Origin of the sequence: Roseibium sp. (genome assembly GCF_965216085.1) — a bacterium.
Lineage (GTDB): Bacteria > Pseudomonadota > Alphaproteobacteria > Rhizobiales > Stappiaceae > Roseibium.
In genome coordinates this window covers 3,310,485-3,329,245 of the sequence record NZ_OZ244138.1, presented here as the reverse complement: position 1 = coordinate 3,329,245, position 18,761 = coordinate 3,310,485, and the positions used below count along the sequence as shown (strand labels likewise).

Sequence of the window (18,761 nt, the reverse complement as noted above, 5' to 3'; positions counted from 1 at the left end):
TTGTTTGGGCGGTGTTCTTGCCGTTTTATCCGGTGGCGATTGTGATTGGGCTACCGATTTCGGTTATTGTTGCAAACACATTGGTGTCACTTCTGCTCCTAGTAGTGTTTGTTTTTCTGGTTGCGAGAGGATACTTGGGAGGGGGAGCCGCAAAGCTAATTTGCGCACTTTCAATATGGCTTGGGGGAACGTTTAATCTGTACATATTCCTTGTTGTAACAGCATTTCTTGTTTCGCTACCCTTTTTGATCTCACGTATATTTAACCGGTCTCGAGCCAAAGCTAGCGGAGCAATGGTACCCGTTTTACCAGGCGCAATAGTATCGTTCATCTATGCATTTATTGGCAGCGAAACGTATATTTACGCAGCTGGTTATCTTAAAGACAATAATATACTTGTTTTGTGAATCTTGAGCGCTACGCGTAGATTACGTCTTCAAACATGCTGATCGATCAGAATTGGATTGCCGTCCGGATCGAGCAGCATGAGGCTTCCCGGTCCACTGGACGTCTCGTCCACTTCCTGAACAAAAGCATAGCCCTTGTCTTTGAGGGATTTCTGCAGGTCTCGGATGTCCGTATAAGTTTCCAGCGTCTGGGCGCTTTGATCCCAACCCGGATTGAACGTCAGCATGTTTTTCTCAAACAGGCCCTGAAACAGGCCAATGACTGTCTCGCCATTTTTCAGGATTGCCCAGTTATCGCTTCCAGACCCGCCAAGGGTTGAAAAGCCAAGCCCTTCATAAAACGCGATTGATTTTTGAATGTCTTTGACAGTCAGGCTAATGGAAAAGGCACCAAGTTGCATAAGGCCTGTCCTTCTTTGGTTTTGCCAGCGGCAATGGTGTCAAAGCCCCAAATAGTCTGCAAGTCCGTCTCGTGTTTCATCGGTAAAATGATAGGTGTTCCAACCAAGCGCCCGCGCAGACCGCACATTGCTGGCGTTGTCGTCAATGAGCAGCATATGCTCCGGTTGAACCGATAAACTAGTGCTGATGCAGTCGAAAAAAGCCCGTTCGGGTTTGACTACGCCAAGGCGCCCGGATGAGAAGACATAGGAAATCGCCTTCCGGAATCCGCTGACATCTTCAATATAGCCGGCGCGGCGGCTTTCATTGTTGGTAGCGATGACCTGCAGGACGCCGCGTGCATTCAACTTCTGGAGCAGCGCGCCGGTCATTGGATCTTGGAGATCGTCTTTCACAAACCAGTAGGAGAGCAGGTCGGGAGCGGTAATGCGATAGTCCGTCTCATCCAGCCAATCTTGCAGATGATCCAGGATGTCAACTCTACCGCGGATAACATCCAGAAATCGCTGATCGAAAACGCCGGATTGGAAATGATCCAGTTTTATTCCCAGATCGGCTTCGATTGAATCGGCCCAGACAAACCGGCCATCGGCCATGTTCCGGTTGAGGACACCGTCAAAGTCCCAAGCAACCGCCTTAATATCTTCGCGCATTTCCAGTCCCGTTATCATTCTTCTTAGGGACCGGTGTAGCGAGCAAGGCGTTACATGGACGTGAACTCGTTAGGGCCTTCTAAAACGAAACCCATTCCCGGCTAACGCGGTCATAGAGTTTGCCGGTTTCCAGAACCTCCGGCTTGACCAGCTCCAGTAGCTCACTGGCGACCAGAGAGGGTTCGGGCAGGTTTTCTGTCGGCTCACCCGGCATGGCTTTGGCGCGCAGGCCCGTGCGGGTCGGGCCAGGATCAGCCAAATTGATCTTCATGTTGGTCTGAAGGCTCTCGTTGGCCCAGGTTCGTGCCAAGGCTTCAATGGCGGCCTTTGAGGTCGACTGAAGGCCCCAAAAGGCGGTGCAGGTGCTGGCCTGGACTGCGGTCAGGAACAGAGCCCGGCCAGCATCGGACTGGCGGAGCAGTGGATCGAGCGAGCGGATCAGACGCCAATTGGCCGTTACATTGACCGCCATGACCTTTTCAAAGTCTTTTGGGCTGATATGGCCAAGCGGCGACAAGACGCCGAGCATGCCGGCATTGCCGATCAGAATGTCGAGTTTCTTCCAGCGTTCAAAGATCGCCGCACCCAAACGGTCGAGTGCGTCATAGTCCATCAAATCTACTGGAACCAAGGTCGCTTGACCGCCAGCGGCCTGGATCTCGTCGTCCAAGTCTTCCAAACCGCCCACCGTGCGGGCAATCGCAATCACATGGGCGCCGCGGGCTGCGAGTTGTTTGGCCAGCTGATAGCCAATACCGCGGGAGGCGCCTGTAACAAGCGCAACACGGCCTTCAAAATCTTTAGTCATTAGAGTCTCAAAATGTCCTTAGCCGACTTCGACCAGGCGCGGTGCACTGACAAAATCTTGATCTTCAGAGAGGTCTGTCAGCGGCGTTGGATAGTCGCCGGTAAAACAATGGTCGGTAAACTGCGGATTGTCGTTGTCACGGCCCTCATAGCCGGCCGCACGGTAAATCCCGTCAACCGAGAGGAACGCAAGACTGTCGGCTCCGATGTAGTTGCACATCTCTTCAAGCCCGTACTTTGCAGCCAGCAGCTTCTCCCGGACCGGTGTGTCGATGCCGTAGTAGTCAGAATGTTTGATCGGCGGGCTGGCAAGGCGGAAATGGACTTCCTTGGCACCGGCATCCCGGATCATTTGCACGATCTTCACCGATGTCGTGCCGCGCACCAAACTGTCGTCGACAAGCACGACGCGCTTGCCTTCGATTTGCGAGCGATTGGCGGAGTGTTTCATTTTCACGCCAAGTGCACGGATCTGCTGGGTCGGTTCGATGAAGGTGCGGCCAACATAGTGATTTCGTATAATGCCGAGTTCAAACGGAACGCCGCTTTCCTGGCTATAGCCGATCGCCGCCGGAACGCCGCTGTCCGGCACCGGAACAATCACATCAGCTTCCACATGGGATTCACGGGCAAGTTCCCGGCCCATGTCCCGGCGCACATCATAAACACTGCGTCCGCCGACGATGGAGTCAGGACGCGAGAAATAGACGTATTCGAAGATGTCGGGACGGGCAGGGCGCTTGCCGAAAGGGAAAAAGGACTCAATGCCGGTAGACGTGCAGACAATGACTTCGCCGTTTTCCACTTCACGGATGAACTTTGCGCCAATGATATCAAGCGCGCAGGTTTCCGAGGCAAGGATTGGCGCGCCGTTGAGGTCGCCAAGAACCAAAGGCCGGATCCCGAGCGGGTCGCGGGCACCGATGAGTTTCTTTGACGTCAACGCCACCAGTGCGTAAGCGCCCTCCATCTGGGTGATGGCTTCGACGAAACGATCGACGATCTTCTGTTCGCGGGACCGGGCGACCAGCTGGAGAACGACTTCTGAATCTGAGGTGGATTGACAGATTGCGCCATCGCGGATCAGTTGCTGGCGCAGGGTGAGTGCGTTGGTGAAGTTGCCGTTGTGGCAGATGGCGATGCCGCCGCCTTCCAGCTCAGCGAACAACGGCTGCACGTTGCGCAGGATGGTTTCGCCGGTGGTGGAGTAGCGCACATGACCAATGGCCGCGCGGCCGGTGAGGCGGCCGATGGTGTCGGCATCAGAGAAGTGATCACCGACGAGGCCGAGATGGCGCTCAGCCCGGAATTGATCATTGTCGAAGGTAACGATCCCTGCAGCTTCCTGGCCGCGGTGCTGCAGCGCGTGCAGGCCGAGCGCTGTCAGCGCGCTGGCGTCCTCATGGCCGAGAATGCCGAAAACCCCGCATTCTTCACGCAAGGTATCATCATGGATGTCGAACGGCTCGTGGAAATCGGTTGCGCCAGTCATGGCGACCTCTCCTTCATTCTGGCCGGTCAAGGGGCCGGTCCGGATTTCTAAGTAATCTGTTCAGGCGCCGCCATGCGGCGTCAGTTGCTGTCCGATGTCAGCTGCTCCAGGCCCTGGCGTTCAGAGTCGCTGTAAGCCGGCTCCTCAGCCGGAACGCTTGAGCGTTGGCTGCCTGTTAGCTCATTTTCCCGGATCTTGTCCAGAATCGCTTTTTCAGGGTCTTCCGGCAAGATAGCGACAAGCCGTTCACCGACTGATAACAGGATCGGTAGGGATTTAGCATTCTGGACCCAGCCCGGCTGTTGTTCCGGCTGAACGAACCAGTTGAAGAACATCATCGCCACGACGACCAGAAGCAGGCCGCGCACGGCGCCAAAGACAAATCCGAGGGTGCGGTCGAGCGCGCCAATGCGGCTGTCGAGGATGAAGTCGGAAATGCGCATGGTGATGTAGCTGACGACGATCAGGGTCACCAAGAAGACCGCGGCAGCTGAAGCGCCCATCGCGACCAAGTCTTGCGCAATATATTGTTTGGCGTAGGGCAGCACGCGCTCATAGAGCAAAAAGGCAGCAATGGCGGCAGCGACCCAGGAGACAATCGACAGAACTTCACGGACAAAGCCGCGGATCATCGCCAGAACCGCCGAGATGAGCATGATGACCAGAAGCAGTCCGTCCAGCAGCGTAATCGGCATGTTTCTGAAAAATCCTCTATCTGGCGCTCCAAGGCGCAAAATTAAAGTCTCAGACCACCCTGATCATGCGTCAGGAAGCCCCTTGTGCGCCAGCCTCTACCGTCATTTTGGCAATAAAGTCCCCAAGTTCCGGCAGTCCCACCACCTTGAAAGCGGAAGCAGCACCGTCCTTGAGGTTGCCCTCCGGACAATAGGCCTGATCGAAGCCGAGTTTTTCAGCTTCCTTGAGCCTGGATTGGGCCTGTGCCACGGGCCGGATTGCCCCCGACAGGCTGACCTCGCCGAAATAGACGCAATTGGCCGGAAGGGCAAGCCCGCTGAGTGAAGAGACGAGGGCAGCAGCCACTGCCAGGTCCGCGCCAGGTTCATTCACCTTCAGTCCACCAGCCACGTTCAAATAGACATCATGCTGAGAAAAGCGCACTCCGCAGCGCGCTTCCAGCACAGCAAGGATCATGGAAAGACGTGCGGTATCCCAGCCAATGACCGCGCGTCGCGGTGTGCCGAGTGAGGATTGGGCGACCAGCGCCTGAATTTCAATCAGCAGCGGCCGCGACCCTTCAAGCCCGGCGAACACGGCAGATCCTGGGGCGGAGGTGGTTCTGTCGCCAAGAAACAGTGCCGAGGGGTTGGAAACTTCCACCAGCCCCTTGCCGGTCATCTCAAAGACACCGATTTCGTCGGTCGCGCCAAAACGGTTTTTGACCGACCGCAGGATACGGTATTGATGCGCACCATCGCCTTCGAAATAAAGCACCGCATCCACCATGTGCTCGACCACGCGCGGGCCGGCGATCTGACCGTCCTTTGTCACATGGCCGACCAGAACCAATGTGGTACCGTTTTTCTTGGCGTAGCGCACCATGGCTTGGGCGGAGGCGCGTACCTGGGTGACAGTGCCGGGCGGCGAATCCACCTGATCGGTCCAAAGGGTCTGCACCGAATCCAGGATGAGCATAGCCGGAGCCGTGTCAGCTTCCAGAGTGGCTAGAATGTCTTCCACGCTGGTTTCGGCAGCCAAGGCGACCGGGGCGTCGGCCAGGCCGAGCCGCTCGGCGCGTAGACGAACTTGGCCAATGGCTTCCTCGCCGGAGATATAGACGGTCTTGTGGCCGAGGCTCGCGAGCTGAGCGGCAGCCTGGATCAAAAGCGTCGATTTGCCGATCCCGGGGTCTCCGCCGACCAGCAGGGCAGAGCCACGAACAAACCCGCCGCCAGTCACCCGGTCGAGTTCGGCCACATTGGTTTGAATGCGTGGCGCTTCTTTGGTGTCGCCGGAGAGGCCGACAAGCGGAACCACACGGCCCTTGGACTTGGAGGCCCGGCTGGGGCCGCCACCAATACCGCCGCCGGTTTGTTCTTCGACGATTGTGTTCCATTCACCGCAGGATTCGCAGCGGCCGACCCACTTGGCGGTCACGGCGCCACAGGACTGGCAGACAAAGGATGTAGACCGGCGGGCCATTCAGGCAGCTCCTATCAAGCCAGCGGACCGTAGACGCGTTCAAACCGCCGTCCGAGGCTTGTCAAATATTCGTAGTCGATGGTCTCCGCATAAGCTGCCAGATCGGCCGCTGCAACATTTGGCCCCAGCATTTCCACAAACGCGCCGCGCTTGACCAGATGTTCGGGAATATCCGTAACATCAAGTGTGATCATATCCATGGAAATCCGGCCCAAAATAGGCGCCTTATGATCGCCAATCATGGCAAAACCGCCGGGGCGGTCGTCGGATGATCCGGCACGCCGGAGCAGTCCGTCCGCATAACCGGCGGCCACAACAGCGTTGCGCAAGGGCCGTTTGGCGGTCTCTGCCGCGCTGTAGCCGATGGTATCGCCTGCGGGGACGTTGCGGACAATCATGATCCGGACCTCAACCTTGGCAACAGGCCGCATTGGATTTTCGCCGTCATCAAACGCCCGACCGCCAAACAGCGATATGCCCGGCCGGACAAGATCGAAATGGTAGTCTTCTCCCATCAGAACACCGGCGGAGTTGGCGAGGGAGCGTGGGATACCTTTGAAGGGATCTGTCAGGGTCTTGAAGATTTGCAACTGGGTCCGGTTCATCGGATGATCTGGGGTGGATCCGCAGGCGAGATGCGACATCAGAAGGTTCGGCTGAAACGCCCCCATCAAGTTTGGGTCGGCAAGGGCCGACAAAAATTCTTCCCCTGAAAGCCCAAGCCGGTGGATGCCGGTATCAACATGCACGGCTGCGTCAAAACTTCGACCGGCCGCGGAGCAGGTTGCTGCCCACTCTTTCAATTCTTCCAATGAGCCTAGAACCGGACGGATGTTGTGCTGGATAAGAAGATCAGCAGTGCCGGGAAACAGGCCATCAAGCGCGTAGATCGTCGCGTTCGGCAGTGCTTGGCGTAAGGACACGGCTTCTGTTGGGACGGCCACAAAAAACGTCCGGCATCCCTCTTTGTAGAGCCGCAATGCCGTTTCCGTCTGGCCGGTGCCATACGCATTGGCCTTGATGGTCGCTGCGCATTCTGCACCACCCGTCAATTTTGATTTCAGCAAAGACCAGTTCGCGGTGATCGCATCCGTATCGATGGTCAAACGGCCGCCATAAAGGTCCGCTGGAAAAGGATTGGGACTGGTGTCTTGCACGATGCGGTAGGGCTCCATTCAAGAATCGCTTTTTCAAAAAGCTCTGGAGCAAGTTATCGCAAATCCAAGATTGGACGCCAATTGAGAATACTCTTTGACGGAAAGTGAACGTTTGACGGGAGAGAAAGTGCTCTTTATCGTATAAGTGTTGCGGTGACCCTGGTTAGACACCAATAGAATCTCAAGTAATTACAAACCTTTCCGCATTGAAAGAACGGTGAGCCATGTGCGCTTCATCAGTTTATCCCTTGGAACAAAACCGTCTTGTTCTGGAGACGGAGCGGTTGAGGCTGCGGCCACTTTCTTTAGAGGATCATGGCTTGATGGCGGCACTGCAGACCGATCCGCAAGTCATGCAGTATATTGGTGGGCCTGTACCGGTAGAAGCTATCTCCGAAAAGCTTGAAACGTCGGTTCGAAGGGGCGCAGGCGGGCGGATCGGTGTCTGGTGTATCGAAGGCCGGCGCAGCGGTGAAAAACTCGGGACAGCGATACTGCTGCCGCTTCCCGTTGAGGCGTACGAGGCCGATCCTTCGCAGTTTGTTGCTGATGCTTATCCGAGCGCTGAAATTGAAGTTGGATATATACTGTTGCGCTCAGCCTGGGGCCGTGGGATTGCCACTGAGGCGTGCCGCCGGTTGCTGAAATTCGGCTTTGAAGAAACAAGCTTGGGCCAGATCGCCGCCGTGACACACTCTGACAATCTTGTTTCCCAAAAGGTTCTGCAAAAGTGTGGATTGCGCCCGGAAGGTATGCGCCGGGCCTATTGCAATGATGTTCCAGGGTTCCGGATTACGCGTGCGCAATGGCAGGCCTTGGAAAAACAAAGGTTGATCAAGGCCGCGGACTGATTGCTAAAGCCGAATAATGCAGCGACAAGGCGAAGGCGGTCGCGATTACTCGTAGCGTTCCGGCATGTGATCTTCTTCCGCCAGATCGGAGAAGCGGGTGTATTGACCTTCAAAGTGCAGGTTCGCGGTGCCGGTCGGACCGTGACGCTGCTTGGCGACAATGACTTCCGCCTTGCCTTTGAGGCGCTCCATGTTGTCGCGCCAGATCTCATACTCCGGTGAGCCTTCATCCGGCTCGGTCTTGGAGAGGTAATACTCTTCACGGAACACAAACATGATGACGTCGGCGTCCTGCTCGATGGAACCCGATTCACGCAAATCCGACATCATTGGCCGTTTGTCATCGCGCGATTCCACCTGACGGGAAAGCTGGGAGAGCGCGATGATCGGAACGTGAAGCTCTTTGGCGAGCGCCTTCAGTCCGGTGGTGATTTCAGTGATTTCCTGAACCCGGTTGCCTTGGTTCTTGGCAGAACCGGAGAGGAGCTGGATATAGTCCACCACAAGAAGATCAAGGCCACGCTGGCGCTTGAGGCGGCGGGCTTTGGCCACTAGGGACGCGATCGAAATACCACCGGTTTGGTCGACATGCAGCGGCACCACTTGCATGGACTGGGCACAAGCTGCGAGCTTTTCAAATTCGGCTTCGGAGATGTCGCCACGGCGGATTTTCGACGATGAGATTTCCGCTTGCTCGGAAATGATACGGGTAGCGAGCTGCTCGGCCGACATTTCGAGAGAGAAGAAACCGACCACACCGCCGTTGACGGTCTTCATAGAGCCGTCCGGCTGCTCTTCGGCCTGAAAACTTTGCGCGATGTTGTAGGCGATGTTGGTGGCAAGCGAGGTTTTGCCCATCGCGGGACGTCCTGCCAGCACGATCAAATCCGAATGCTGCAGGCCGCCCATGAGCCGGTCCAACTCGCGCAAGCCGGTTGAAATGCCGGAGAGAGCACCTTCACGGTTCCAGGCAGCGTGCGCCATTTCGATGGTTTCTGTCAGCGCATCGCCAAAGGAAACAAACCCGCCCTCGCTGCGGCCGGTCTCGGCCAGTTCGAACAGGCGCCGTTCGGCGTCGTCGATCTGCTGCTCTGGCGGCACATCAATCGGCGCATCAAAGGCAATGTTGACCATGTCTTCGCCGATACGGATCAGGTTCCGGCGGATGGCGAGGTCATAGATGGAGCGGCCGTAGTCTTCGGCGTTGATGATGGAGGCGGCATCACCGGCAAGGCGCAACAGGAATTGAGTCGCCGAAAGATCGGCGATCTTGGCATCTGCGGGATAAAAGGTTTTCAGCGTGATCGGGGAGGCGGTTTTGCCGGCCCGGATCAGATGGCTGATCTTTTCATAGATGTCCTGATGCGGGGGCACGAAAAAATGGTGTGGCTCGAGAAAATCCGAAACGCGGTAGAAAGTCTCGTTGTTGACCAGAATCGCACCCAGCAACTGTCGTTCGGCCTCCGCATTATGCGGCGCCAGACGCTGGACGTCTTCTTCTGTCTCGACCTTCTGTAGTGTGCCCTTCATTACCCGCCCCCGATCAACTTGGTGTACTGGAAATAGCGGCAGATCCGAGGGGGCTCAAGCAGCAAAAACGGCCAGCCCCGATTCCCACTGGCGTCCACAGGTCAGCGGGGAAAATTCCAAAAGCCGCTTGACTCTGAAGGTCATAGAAGACTCAACGACTTGTCTGTTAGTTATTGATATTAAACATAATTTTTAGAAAATGGCGCAAAAAGTTAACAAAGTGCAAATGCTATCAATGCCTTGTGATGGGTTGTGAACCTGGCAGTTGAAGCTTGCTTTGCCGGATTGATAAAAAATACAAGCCGGCTAATAAAAAAAACGGCGCCCGTTTGAGCGCCGTTTTCAAATTGCGTTTTTGAAGCGTGCAGAGCCGATTAGACTTCGTCTTCAGCAACCGCTTCTTCGGTTGCTTCTGCTTCTTCGCTGTCACCTTCTTCTTCGTCGTCTTCTTCAAATTCGAAGACGTCCTGTTCCGGTGCAGTCAGATCTTCACCAGCTGCCTGGCGGGCTGCTTCGTCTTCGGAACGTGCGACGTTGACAGAGATGCCAACTTCGACTTCCGGGTGCAGCTGGATCAGAACAGAGTGCAGGCCGATCGTCTTGATCGGGCTGCGCAGCTCAACCTGAGAACGGGCAACGGTGAAGCCAGCAGCAGTCAGGCCTTCAGCGATGTCGCGGGTGGACACTGAACCGTAGAGCTGGCCGGTTTCACCAGCCGAGCGGATCATGACCAGCGCTTCGCCGTCGAGCTTGGACGCAACAGCTTCAGCTTCGTTCTTGCGCTCAAGGTTACGGGCTTCCAGTTGGGCGCGTTCGTTTTCGAAACGCTCCAGGTTCGCCTTGTTGGCGCGCAGCGCCTTGCCTTGCGGCAGAAGGAAGTTACGTGCGTAGCCGTCGCGCACCTTTACGGTGTCGCCCATCTGGCCGAGCTTGGCGATACGCTCAAGAAGAATAATTTGCATGGATTTTCTCCTACTGTCCCGCCAGCTTTATTAGTGGCGGTTAGAGACCGTTTGCCCGCGGTCCCAATACGGGTCTGCCGGGCGGACCCGGCAGATGGGCATCTCCCATAGGAAGAGGTGCTTAGCTGATCACGAACGGCAGCAGGCCGAGCAGGCGGGCGCGCTTGATCGCACGGGCCAGTTCACGCTGCTTTTTCGCGGACACCGCGGTGATGCGGCTCGGAACGATCTTGCCGCGCTCAGAGATGTAGCGCTGCAGCAGACGGATGTCCTTGTAGTCGATCTTCGGAGCGTTAGCACCGGAGAACGGGCAGGTTTTCCGGCGGCGGAAGAACGGACGGCGGCTTGGGGTCTGTGAAATATCAACCATTATATCTTACTCCCCTTCAGCCTTGCGCGGTGCACGGTCGCCGCCGCGGTCACCACGATCGCCACCACGGCCGCCACGGTCACCACCGCGGTCGCCGAAACGGCCACCACGACCACCACGGTCGTCACGGTCGCGCTTCTGCATCATTGCAGACGGCTCTTCGTCCAGCTCATCGACCTTAAAGGTCATGAAACGCAGAACGTCTTCGTTGAGGCCCATCTGGCGTTCCATCTCGGCAACCGCGGCATGCGGTGCGGTCAGGTTCATCAGAGTGTAGTGAGCCTTACGGTTTTTCTTGATGCGGTATGCCAGGGTGCGCAGACCCCAGTTTTCCACCTTGCCGACAGTGCCGCCAGCGCCTTCGATCAGGCCCTTGTACTGTTCGACGAGAGCTTCGACCTGCTGGGCCGAAACGTCCTGGCGGGCCAGGAAGATGTGCTCATAAAGAGGCATGGAAAAGCCTTTCCTTCGGTTGACAACACGGGTTCGGCGCAAAGCCTCCTCGTAAACCCGGAAAGGCAACGAGAAATCTTACGGGAGTGGGAACACGGGAAGTCGGATGATCTTTAAGATATCCTGGCAAACGCCCTTCCGTTCAGCCCCCGGCCAAACCCGGATGAAGCGCGGCTTATACTCTTTTTTCGGTAAAATGCAAGCGGGGGTAAGAACAACGGCAAATTTGGCTATGTATTTAGTCGAATAGAATTTCCAGCGCGGCCCCGCAATGATGCAGCAACCCTCCGATAAGGATTTCTCGTCCGTCCGTTGTGCAAGGTGTCACATGTCCAATCAAGAGCGGGTAAAGCAAGCGTTTTTCTTTTTAGCTGTTGGTGTTGTGTGTATCAGCGGGTTGCTGATTTTGGGCGCGGGCTATGTGTTTAGTGTTTAGCTCGTTGTGCATTTATGAGGCCACCTAGTTTATCCGTTCTGAGTGTTATTGGCTGATCTGCATGACCGGCCACCTCTTCGTTTCAATTCCGGGAATGGACAAAGCGGTGGTCAACTCTGCCGTCAAAACACTGCGCTGAAACTTCCTGGTTCTTTCTCTCTTTTGAGGGGTAGGACTTAGCGGTCTTAGTAAGTGGGGTTTGACACGAGGGGATCTGACGAGAAGACTGCTAAATTGACAATAGGGCGTGGAGCGTGAGGGGGCGAAGCGATGCGGCCAGTCTTGAGACGGATTGTTTTTGGGATCAGGTTTTATGGCGTCCTGACACTCACTTTATCGGCTCTATCTGCGTGTGTATCGACAAGCTCGGAGTACAACCAAGATCCAGGCCCAATATCAGTACAGACAACGGATATGCCGTATCATCCGCTTGTCTATCACCTCGACCTGTCGATCCTTGCTTATCACCTTTATGGGCAGAGCCTGGTCTGGCCCTTTGATCCTTATTACGAGGAGCTGGCTGCCGATAAGGCTGAGCGCACGGCAATGATGGGCAAAGTGCATGCCTGGGCGAAGGACCAAGGGGCGTCCCAAACGGCGCGCAGCAAAGGACATAAAGGCTATCGTGGACCGGGGGCGTTGAACGGTTATGCCGACAATCCAACACACGACCCGATCATCTACGATTATGCTCTGGTGCATCCGTGGTCAGACACGATCACCAATGCAGCCGGTACCTGGACCGAGTATCTGACGCCAAAAGAAATAACCGGCCGGATCAGTCGCGGTTACATCTGTTACCGGCCAACCGGAAAAGCGGAAACAGTCTCTGCAATTGCCGAGATAAGCCGAAAACACGCCCGCCGGAACCGGGATGCCTCCGATATCCTGCTCGCATTCGAAGGCGGAACCGGGGACAAGGGCGAAGAGGGGCAGCCGCACTCGCAAAGCCTGATGGGCTTTATCCTGTTGCGCCAAAAAGACAGCGGCGATTACGACGCACATATTGCCTTTCGCGGCAGCCGCAGCGGATCCGCCGCACGGGCCGCCGTCCAGTCCTTCAGTGACGGCGGTGCAAAGGGCAATCCCGACTGGATAACCGATCTCGGCTATAACAAATTGTCGGCGGGCCAAGGAGGCGCCCTCATTAGCACAACCGGGCAAGTCCACCGGGGATTTGCCCGGAGCATGCAATCCATACTTCCGCAACTGACACGCTGTCTTCAAAAAGCGGCCGCGCTCAAAAAGGGCAAAGCACCTGAAAACATCTTTGTCACCGGACACAGTCTGGGTGGAGCACTGGCTCAGCATTTCGCTGCTGCAATTTTGCTCGGAAACCGCTATGGCCCCGACGGAAGCGGACCAGCTATGCCCAGTGCGCTAAAAAACTGGCCATGGCAAAATCTGAAACTTCTGACGTATGGCGCGCCGCGGACGGGTGACCAGGACTTTGCAACGGCGCTTACCGTCAAAAAACTACGGTCCGAGCAGTTTGCAACGGCATTCAATCCTGTTGACCGCAATGCGATTAAGGTCACCGACCCAACCATTCTGGCGCGTCTCTCAGACACGCAAACTCCAGCGGGTTTCCGGGTGCTCAATTCCAAGGATCCGATCACGACTGAAAAATTCATCGGCGGCAAACACGTTGGCAAAACCGTCTACGTCAACAAACCGAAAGCCTTTGATGCGGTGTCGCGGCCAGACTTCAGTGCACATGAGCAGCGTCAGATCCGGGATTACATGCTGGAAAGCCTGAAGGATCCAGTTATCCCGGCCCTGGCGATCCGCTATGTCTCGATGGAAGACATCAATCCTCAGCGGGACAAAAAGAAGCGTGGCACCGAAGCCGAGTTCCAAAAACTCGTGGCGTCGATAACGACTTATTATGAGAGCAAAAACATCTGGTTCGACACCAAGCGTCTCGAAAAAGATACCGCGCTTCGTGCGGATATCGCTGCAAGGTGATGTGGTGCATTGATCGTTTGACAAAGGTATTGGCTATTCCGCCCTCTGCAGATTGGTTCAATAGTACTAGTGAGCTGCTGGCGGATGTTTAGGCAGATAACACTCGGTGTGAATGGGCCTGGAATTTCCGGAAACTTCACCCTCAGCTCTTGACACTTTGCCCCGGTCCGTTTCATAGCCTGCCGCCAAGACATGCGGCCTTTTGTCAAGAGGCTGCCTTAACACTCTCTTCTTTGCCGCGTTGACATAGGGCCAAAAAACAAAAGACCCGCAAGCGCAGCCAATTCGGAGACTATTCCAGATGACCACCGCATTTACATTCCCGGGCCAGGGCAGCCAGGCTGTTGGTATGGGCAAGCTTCTCGCTGATACATTTCCGGAAGCCAAAGCCGTATTCGATGAGGTGGACAACGCACTGGATCAGAAACTCTCCGACATCATGTGGAATGGTCCGGAAAGCGATCTGACGCTCACCGCCAATGCCCAGCCAGCGCTGATGGCAGTGAGTCTCGCCACCATGCGGGTTCTGGAAGCCAAGGGCCTGGATCTGAAATCTTCCGTCTCCTTTGTCGCCGGCCATTCACTCGGCGAATACTCCGCGCTTGCGGCTGCCGGTAGCCTCGATGTGGCAACGGCCGCAAAACTCCTGCGCGTGCGCGGCGATGCCATGCAGAATGCTGTGCCGGTGGGGCAGGGCGCCATGGCCGCGTTGCTGGGTCTGGATTTTGACGCTGCAGTGGAAATTGCCAATGACGCCGCTCAAGGAGAAGTCTGCCAGGCCGCCAACGACAATGCGCCGGGTCAGGTGGTTGTTTCCGGCCATGTTGCTGCTGTAGAGCGTGCCGTCGAAATCGCTAAAGCCCGGGACGCCCGCCGTGCGGTTCTTCTTCCAGTCAGTGCGCCGTTCCATTGTTCTTTGATGGGGCCTGCGGCAGACGCCATGGCAGACGCACTGGCCAATGCTGACATCAAAGCACCAAGCGTGCCTCTGGTCGCTAATGTTCTGGCGGCCCCAATCTCCGATCCGGAGGACATTCGCGACCGCCTCATTGAACAGGTGACAGGCACCGTGCGCTGGCGGGAAAGTATTTCATGGCTGGCAGGTGAGGGGGTCACCACCTTCGTTGAAGTTGGAACTGGCAAGGTCCTGACCGGCATGGTCAAGCGCATCACCAAAGAAGCAACGGGTATGGCCGTCAATTCACCGGATGATATTGACGCGGTGATCGAAAAACTCTCCAGCTAATTTCAATTAGACCCAATTCAATTCGGCCTGACACAAGGCCTGTGCCAAACGGCGCGAAACGCAAGGAAGGACGCCATATGTTCAGCTTGGAAGGCAAAAATGCACTTGTGACAGGTGCGACCGGCGGGATCGGTGAATCCATCGCCCGGGCTCTGCACGCTCAAGGCGCGACCGTCTCCCTGTCCGGAACCCGGGCGGAAAAGCTTGAGGCCCTTGCGGCAGATCTTGGGGAGCGCGCGTTCGTCACTCCGGCCAACCTGTCTGACCGCGAAGCGGTGATGGGCCTTCTTCCGGCTGCTGAAGAGAAAATGGGCTCTGTCGATATCCTGGTGAACAACGCCGGTATTACCCGCGACAACATCTTCATGCGCATGAAGGATGAAGAGTGGGATCAGGTTCTGGAAGTCAACTTGACGTCCGGTTTCTTGCTGTGCCGTGCAGCGATCAAGGGCATGATGAAGCGCCGCAATGGCCGCATCATCGGCATCACATCCGTTGTTGGTGTCACCGGCAATCCGGGGCAGGTCAACTATGCGGCTGCCAAATCCGGGATGATCGGCATGTACAAATCTTTGGCCCGCGAAGTTGCCAGCCGCAACATCACGGTGAACTGCATCGCGCCGGGTTTCATTGAAACCGCAATGACCGATGCCCTCAATGACAAGCAGAAAGAATCGATTTTGACCAGCGTGCCGGCAGGCCGTTTGGGCACTGCGAATGAGATTGCATCTGCAGCAACTTACCTTGCCAGCGGCGAAGCGGCGTATGTCACGGGGCAAACGCTGCACGTCAATGGCGGTATGGCAATGATTTAAAAGGACGATTTGCCGAGTTGGCAAAAATAATCCCGACCGCAAAGAAGCGGTTAGGTCCGGCTGGTAATGGTCAAGAAAGTGTGTTACCACCCCGCCGATTGTTACGAATTGCGCAGCCTGGTCCGTTCCTGACCTGACTGTGCCGAGACATCTTGAAGACAGCGGGCGCGAGCCGACGGTTGGAAGCTAATCGGTTTGGGATCGTGCCGCAGGATGAACAGACGAAAACCAAGGAAGTAAAAGATGAGCGATATCGCGGATCGAGTAAAGAAAATCGTTGTCGAGCACCTCGGCGTTGATGCAGAGAAGGTTGTTGAAGGCGCGAGCTTCATTGACGATCTGGGCGCAGACAGCCTCGACACCGTTGAGCTGGTCATGGCATTTGAAGAAGAATTCGGCGTTGAAATTCCGGACACTGCAGCTGAAACCATCCTGACCGTTGGCGATGCTGTTAAGTTCCTGGAAGCTAACAAGTAAGGGCAGTTTCCCTTACCTTGAGCTTTATTTGAAGATCGGGCCGGCGGGGTAATTCATCCCGCCCGGCCCTTCTAACGTAAGTGCGGGTGTATGAGGCGAGTAGTCGTAACAGGATTGGGCATGGTGACGCCGCTGGGCGGTAGTGCCGATGTCACTTGGAAGAAAATCCTGGAAGGGAAGAGCGGGGCCAATCAGGTCACAAACTTCAAAGTGGACGATCTGGCCTGCCAGATTGCTTGTCAAATTCCGCGCGATCCGGCCGAAGAAGGCGCGTTCAATCCGGATGACTGGATGGACGTCAAGGAACAGCGCAAGGTCGATGATTTCATCGTCTACGCGATGGCAGCTGCCGACCAGGCAATTGCCGATTCTGGCTTCAAGGCTGAAACCTACGAACAGCAGATCCGCTCCGGCGTTCTGATTGGCTCCGGAATCGGGGGGCTTCAGGGCATCGAAAAAGGTGCGCATCTTCTTGCCGACAAAGGGCCGCGCCGGGTCAGCCCGTTCTTTATTCCGGGCCGCCTGATCAACCTGGCGGGTGGTTATGTCTCTATCCGTCATGGCCTGAAAGGCCCGAACCACGCAGTGGTGACGGCTTGCTCCACCGGTGCACACGCTATCGGGGATGCCTCGCGTCTGATCGCCTTTGGTGATGCCGATGTGATGGTTGCCGGTGGTACGGAATCCCCGGTCGGCCGTTTGGCGCTTGCAGGCTTTGCTGCGTGCCGGGCACTCTCGACCGGTTTCAATGATGCGCCTGAAAAAGGCTCCCGGCCATATGATAAAGACCGTGATGGCTTCGTCATGGGCGAGGGCGCAGGTGTTGTCATTCTGGAAGAATATGAGCACGCGGTGAAACGCGGCGCGAAAATCTATGCGGAAGTGATCGGCTACGGCATGTCCGGCGATGCGTATCACATCACGGCACCGTCCGAAGATGGTGATGGCGCTTACCGCTGCATGGAAGCGGCGCTAAACCGCGCCGGCATAACTGCGGCCAACGTTGATTACGTCAACGCGCATGGTACCTCTACGCCGCTCGGCGACGAGATCGAATTGGGGGCTGTGACACGGCTTGCAGGCGAGAATGCGTCCCAATTGACCATGTCCTCGACCAAGTCTTCAATTGGCCACCTGCTTGGTGCAGCTGGCGCTGTTGAAGCGATTTTCTCCGTTTTGGCAATTCGTGACAGCATGGCACCGCCAACGATCAACCTCGACAATCCGTCTGTCGAAACCGAGATTGATCTGGTGCCGCATAAAGCAAAGTCCATGAACATTGACGTCGCCTTGTCGAACTCCTTCGGTTTCGGCGGCACAAATGCCTCATTGGTCTTCCGCAAAGTTGCCGCATAACGCATTCACTTTATACCGGGCTCTGAACCGATTCTCCGGTTTGGCCCGGTTTTGATAAACGTGTATGCAAGTTGACTGAGCCGCAGCGTTCTTGTCAGGAGGTGCGATAGACCATGGGCATTAAGCCGAAAAGTCCGCGCGAAGCGCTTCAACCGGAGCAAGCGCCGGCGCCCCCACAGCGCTCCCGGCATGTACGCAACCCAATTGTTATCCTGATCAATATGGTCATCACACTGGCAGTCTTCGGATTGGCGGCAGTCGGTGGTGCGCTTTATTTCGGCAAACATAAGTTCGAACAAGCTGGACCACTCAAGGAAGACACCACAATTGTGATCTCTTCCGGTTCCGGATTGACCGGCATTACTGACCGGTTGGCTGCAAAAGGTGTCATCGAAGATACAATGCTGGATGAGTGGGTCTTCCAGCTCGGCACCCGGTTTTATAAAAACGCCACAAAACTCAAAGCCGGCGAATATGCGTTTGCGCCCGGCGTCTCAATGAAAGACGTCATGGCGGACTTGGTGGACGGTAAAGCGGTCACGCATTCAGTAACCATCCCAGAAGGGTGGACGACGGCACAAATCCTGGAGCGGGTCCGGGCACATCCGATCTTGGTTGGTGAAATCACAGATATCCCACAAGAAGGCGCGTTGCTGCCGGAGACTTATTCATTTGCTCGTGGGACGTCCCGGCAAGAAGTACTTGAGCAGATGAAAGCAGCTCAGGAAAAACTCCTGGGAGAGATTTGGGAGCGCCGCATTGACGATCTTCCGGTTTCCTCGCCAGAGGAGCTGGTCGTGTTGGCTTCGATTGTCGAGAAGGAAACCGCGCTTGCCGATGAAAGGCCGCGTGTTGCCGGGGTTTTCGTCAATCGCCTGAACAAGAAGATGCGTCTGCAGTCCGATCCGACTATTCTTTATGGCCTTTATGGTGGAGAAGCCTGGTTGAAGGACCGCTCCGCAATCAAGCAGTCAGAATTGAAGGCTGAAAACAAATACAACACCTACCAGATTGATGGCCTGCCGCCAGGGCCGATTGGCAATCCAGGCCGTGCTGCCATGGAAGCGGTGGCCAATCCATCCCGGACCAAGGACTTGTTCTTTGTCGCGGATGGAACGGGTGGACATATTTTTGCGGAAACTTATGAGCAGCATCAGGCTAATGTCCGCAAATGGCGCAAGATCGAACGGGAACGCCGTCAGTCGGAGCAGAACTGATC

General features: G+C 56.1%; 18 protein-coding genes. 7 read left to right on the top strand and 11 right to left on the bottom strand.

What is annotated here, in order from left to right; all coding sequences use genetic code 11:
• Positions 1 to 436: 436 nt before the first annotated feature.
• From ACOOFE_RS15630 to alr, 7 genes are all read right to left on the bottom strand, one after another.
• A complete protein-coding gene (locus ACOOFE_RS15630; protein ID WP_420410907.1) occupies positions 437 to 808 on the bottom strand; it encodes a VOC family protein in 372 nt (123 codons plus the stop codon).
• A gap of 39 nt (positions 809 to 847) precedes the next feature.
• The gene (locus tag ACOOFE_RS15625) at positions 848 to 1,462 is read right to left on the bottom strand and encodes an HAD-IA family hydrolase (RefSeq protein WP_420410906.1); all 615 of its coding nucleotides are present in this window, start codon (positions 1,460 to 1,462) and stop codon (positions 848 to 850) included.
• 79 nt (positions 1,463 to 1,541) lie between these two features.
• Positions 1,542 to 2,270 carry an SDR family NAD(P)-dependent oxidoreductase gene (locus ACOOFE_RS15620; RefSeq protein WP_420410905.1) on the bottom strand — a complete coding sequence of 243 codons (729 nt, stop codon included), beginning with the start codon at positions 2,268 to 2,270 and terminating at the stop codon, positions 1,542 to 1,544.
• An 18-nt stretch (positions 2,271 to 2,288) separates the two neighbouring features.
• Positions 2,289 to 3,761: an amidophosphoribosyltransferase gene (purF, locus tag ACOOFE_RS15615; RefSeq protein WP_420410904.1), complete on the bottom strand. Its 1,473-nt coding sequence runs from the start codon at positions 3,759 to 3,761 to the stop codon at positions 2,289 to 2,291.
• 80 nt (positions 3,762 to 3,841) lie between these two features.
• On the bottom strand, positions 3,842 to 4,456 hold the full coding sequence (locus tag ACOOFE_RS15610; RefSeq protein WP_141187173.1) for a CvpA family protein: 615 nt from the start codon (positions 4,454 to 4,456) through the stop codon (positions 3,842 to 3,844).
• A 70-nt stretch (positions 4,457 to 4,526) separates the two neighbouring features.
• Positions 4,527 to 5,921, bottom strand: coding sequence for a DNA repair protein RadA (gene radA, locus ACOOFE_RS15605; RefSeq protein ID WP_420410903.1), 1,395 nt, complete (start codon positions 5,919 to 5,921; stop codon positions 4,527 to 4,529).
• Between the two features lie 14 nt (positions 5,922 to 5,935).
• The gene (gene alr, locus ACOOFE_RS15600) at positions 5,936 to 7,096 is read right to left on the bottom strand and encodes an alanine racemase (protein ID WP_420410902.1); all 1,161 of its coding nucleotides are present in this window, start codon (positions 7,094 to 7,096) and stop codon (positions 5,936 to 5,938) included.
• A 206-nt stretch (positions 7,097 to 7,302) separates the two neighbouring features.
• Here alr and ACOOFE_RS15595 point away from each other — a divergent pair, with 206 nt between their 5' ends.
• Positions 7,303 to 7,929: a GNAT family N-acetyltransferase gene (locus ACOOFE_RS15595; RefSeq protein ID WP_420410901.1), complete on the top strand. Its 627-nt coding sequence runs from the start codon at positions 7,303 to 7,305 to the stop codon at positions 7,927 to 7,929.
• Positions 7,930 to 7,974: 45 nt separating this feature from the next.
• Here the strand turns inward: ACOOFE_RS15595 and ACOOFE_RS15590 are convergent, their stop codons facing one another.
• The 4 genes from ACOOFE_RS15590 to rpsF form a co-directional block, all read right to left on the bottom strand.
• Entirely contained in the window at positions 7,975 to 9,459 is a 1,485-nt protein-coding gene (locus ACOOFE_RS15590) for a replicative DNA helicase (protein ID WP_420410900.1), read from the bottom strand.
• Positions 9,460 to 9,833: 374 nt separating this feature from the next.
• Complete coding sequence (gene rplI, locus ACOOFE_RS15585; RefSeq protein WP_420410899.1) at positions 9,834 to 10,421, bottom strand: 50S ribosomal protein L9; 588 nt, start codon at positions 10,419 to 10,421, stop codon at positions 9,834 to 9,836.
• 121 nt (positions 10,422 to 10,542) lie between these two features.
• A complete protein-coding gene (rpsR, locus tag ACOOFE_RS15580; RefSeq protein WP_133950346.1) occupies positions 10,543 to 10,791 on the bottom strand; it encodes a 30S ribosomal protein S18 in 249 nt (82 codons plus the stop codon).
• Positions 10,792 to 10,797: 6 nt separating this feature from the next.
• A complete protein-coding gene (gene rpsF, locus ACOOFE_RS15575; protein WP_141187167.1) occupies positions 10,798 to 11,244 on the bottom strand; it encodes a 30S ribosomal protein S6 in 447 nt (148 codons plus the stop codon).
• Between the two features lie 850 nt (positions 11,245 to 12,094).
• Between rpsF and ACOOFE_RS15570 the strand changes: the two genes are divergently transcribed.
• The 6 genes from ACOOFE_RS15570 to mltG all read left to right on the top strand — a co-directional run bounded on the left by ACOOFE_RS15570 (position 12,095) and on the right by mltG (position 18,759).
• Positions 12,095 to 13,648, top strand: coding sequence for a lipase family protein (locus tag ACOOFE_RS15570; protein ID WP_420410898.1), 1,554 nt, complete (start codon positions 12,095 to 12,097; stop codon positions 13,646 to 13,648).
• A 301-nt stretch (positions 13,649 to 13,949) separates the two neighbouring features.
• Complete coding sequence (gene fabD / locus ACOOFE_RS15565) at positions 13,950 to 14,894, top strand: ACP S-malonyltransferase (RefSeq protein WP_420410897.1); 945 nt, start codon at positions 13,950 to 13,952, stop codon at positions 14,892 to 14,894.
• A 77-nt stretch (positions 14,895 to 14,971) separates the two neighbouring features.
• The gene (gene fabG, locus ACOOFE_RS15560) at positions 14,972 to 15,709 is read left to right on the top strand and encodes a 3-oxoacyl-[acyl-carrier-protein] reductase (protein ID WP_420410896.1); all 738 of its coding nucleotides are present in this window, start codon (positions 14,972 to 14,974) and stop codon (positions 15,707 to 15,709) included.
• 243 nt (positions 15,710 to 15,952) lie between these two features.
• Positions 15,953 to 16,186 (top strand): acyl carrier protein, encoded by a 234-nt coding sequence (locus tag ACOOFE_RS15555; RefSeq protein ID WP_008194310.1) that lies wholly within the window; start codon positions 15,953 to 15,955, stop codon positions 16,184 to 16,186.
• Between the two features lie 90 nt (positions 16,187 to 16,276).
• Entirely contained in the window at positions 16,277 to 17,542 is a 1,266-nt protein-coding gene (fabF, locus tag ACOOFE_RS15550; RefSeq protein WP_141187163.1) for a beta-ketoacyl-ACP synthase II, read from the top strand.
• Positions 17,543 to 17,655: 113 nt separating this feature from the next.
• Positions 17,656 to 18,759 carry an endolytic transglycosylase MltG gene (gene mltG, locus ACOOFE_RS15545; RefSeq protein ID WP_420410895.1) on the top strand — a complete coding sequence of 368 codons (1,104 nt, stop codon included), beginning with the start codon at positions 17,656 to 17,658 and terminating at the stop codon, positions 18,757 to 18,759.
• Positions 18,760 to 18,761: the final 2 nt, after the last annotated feature.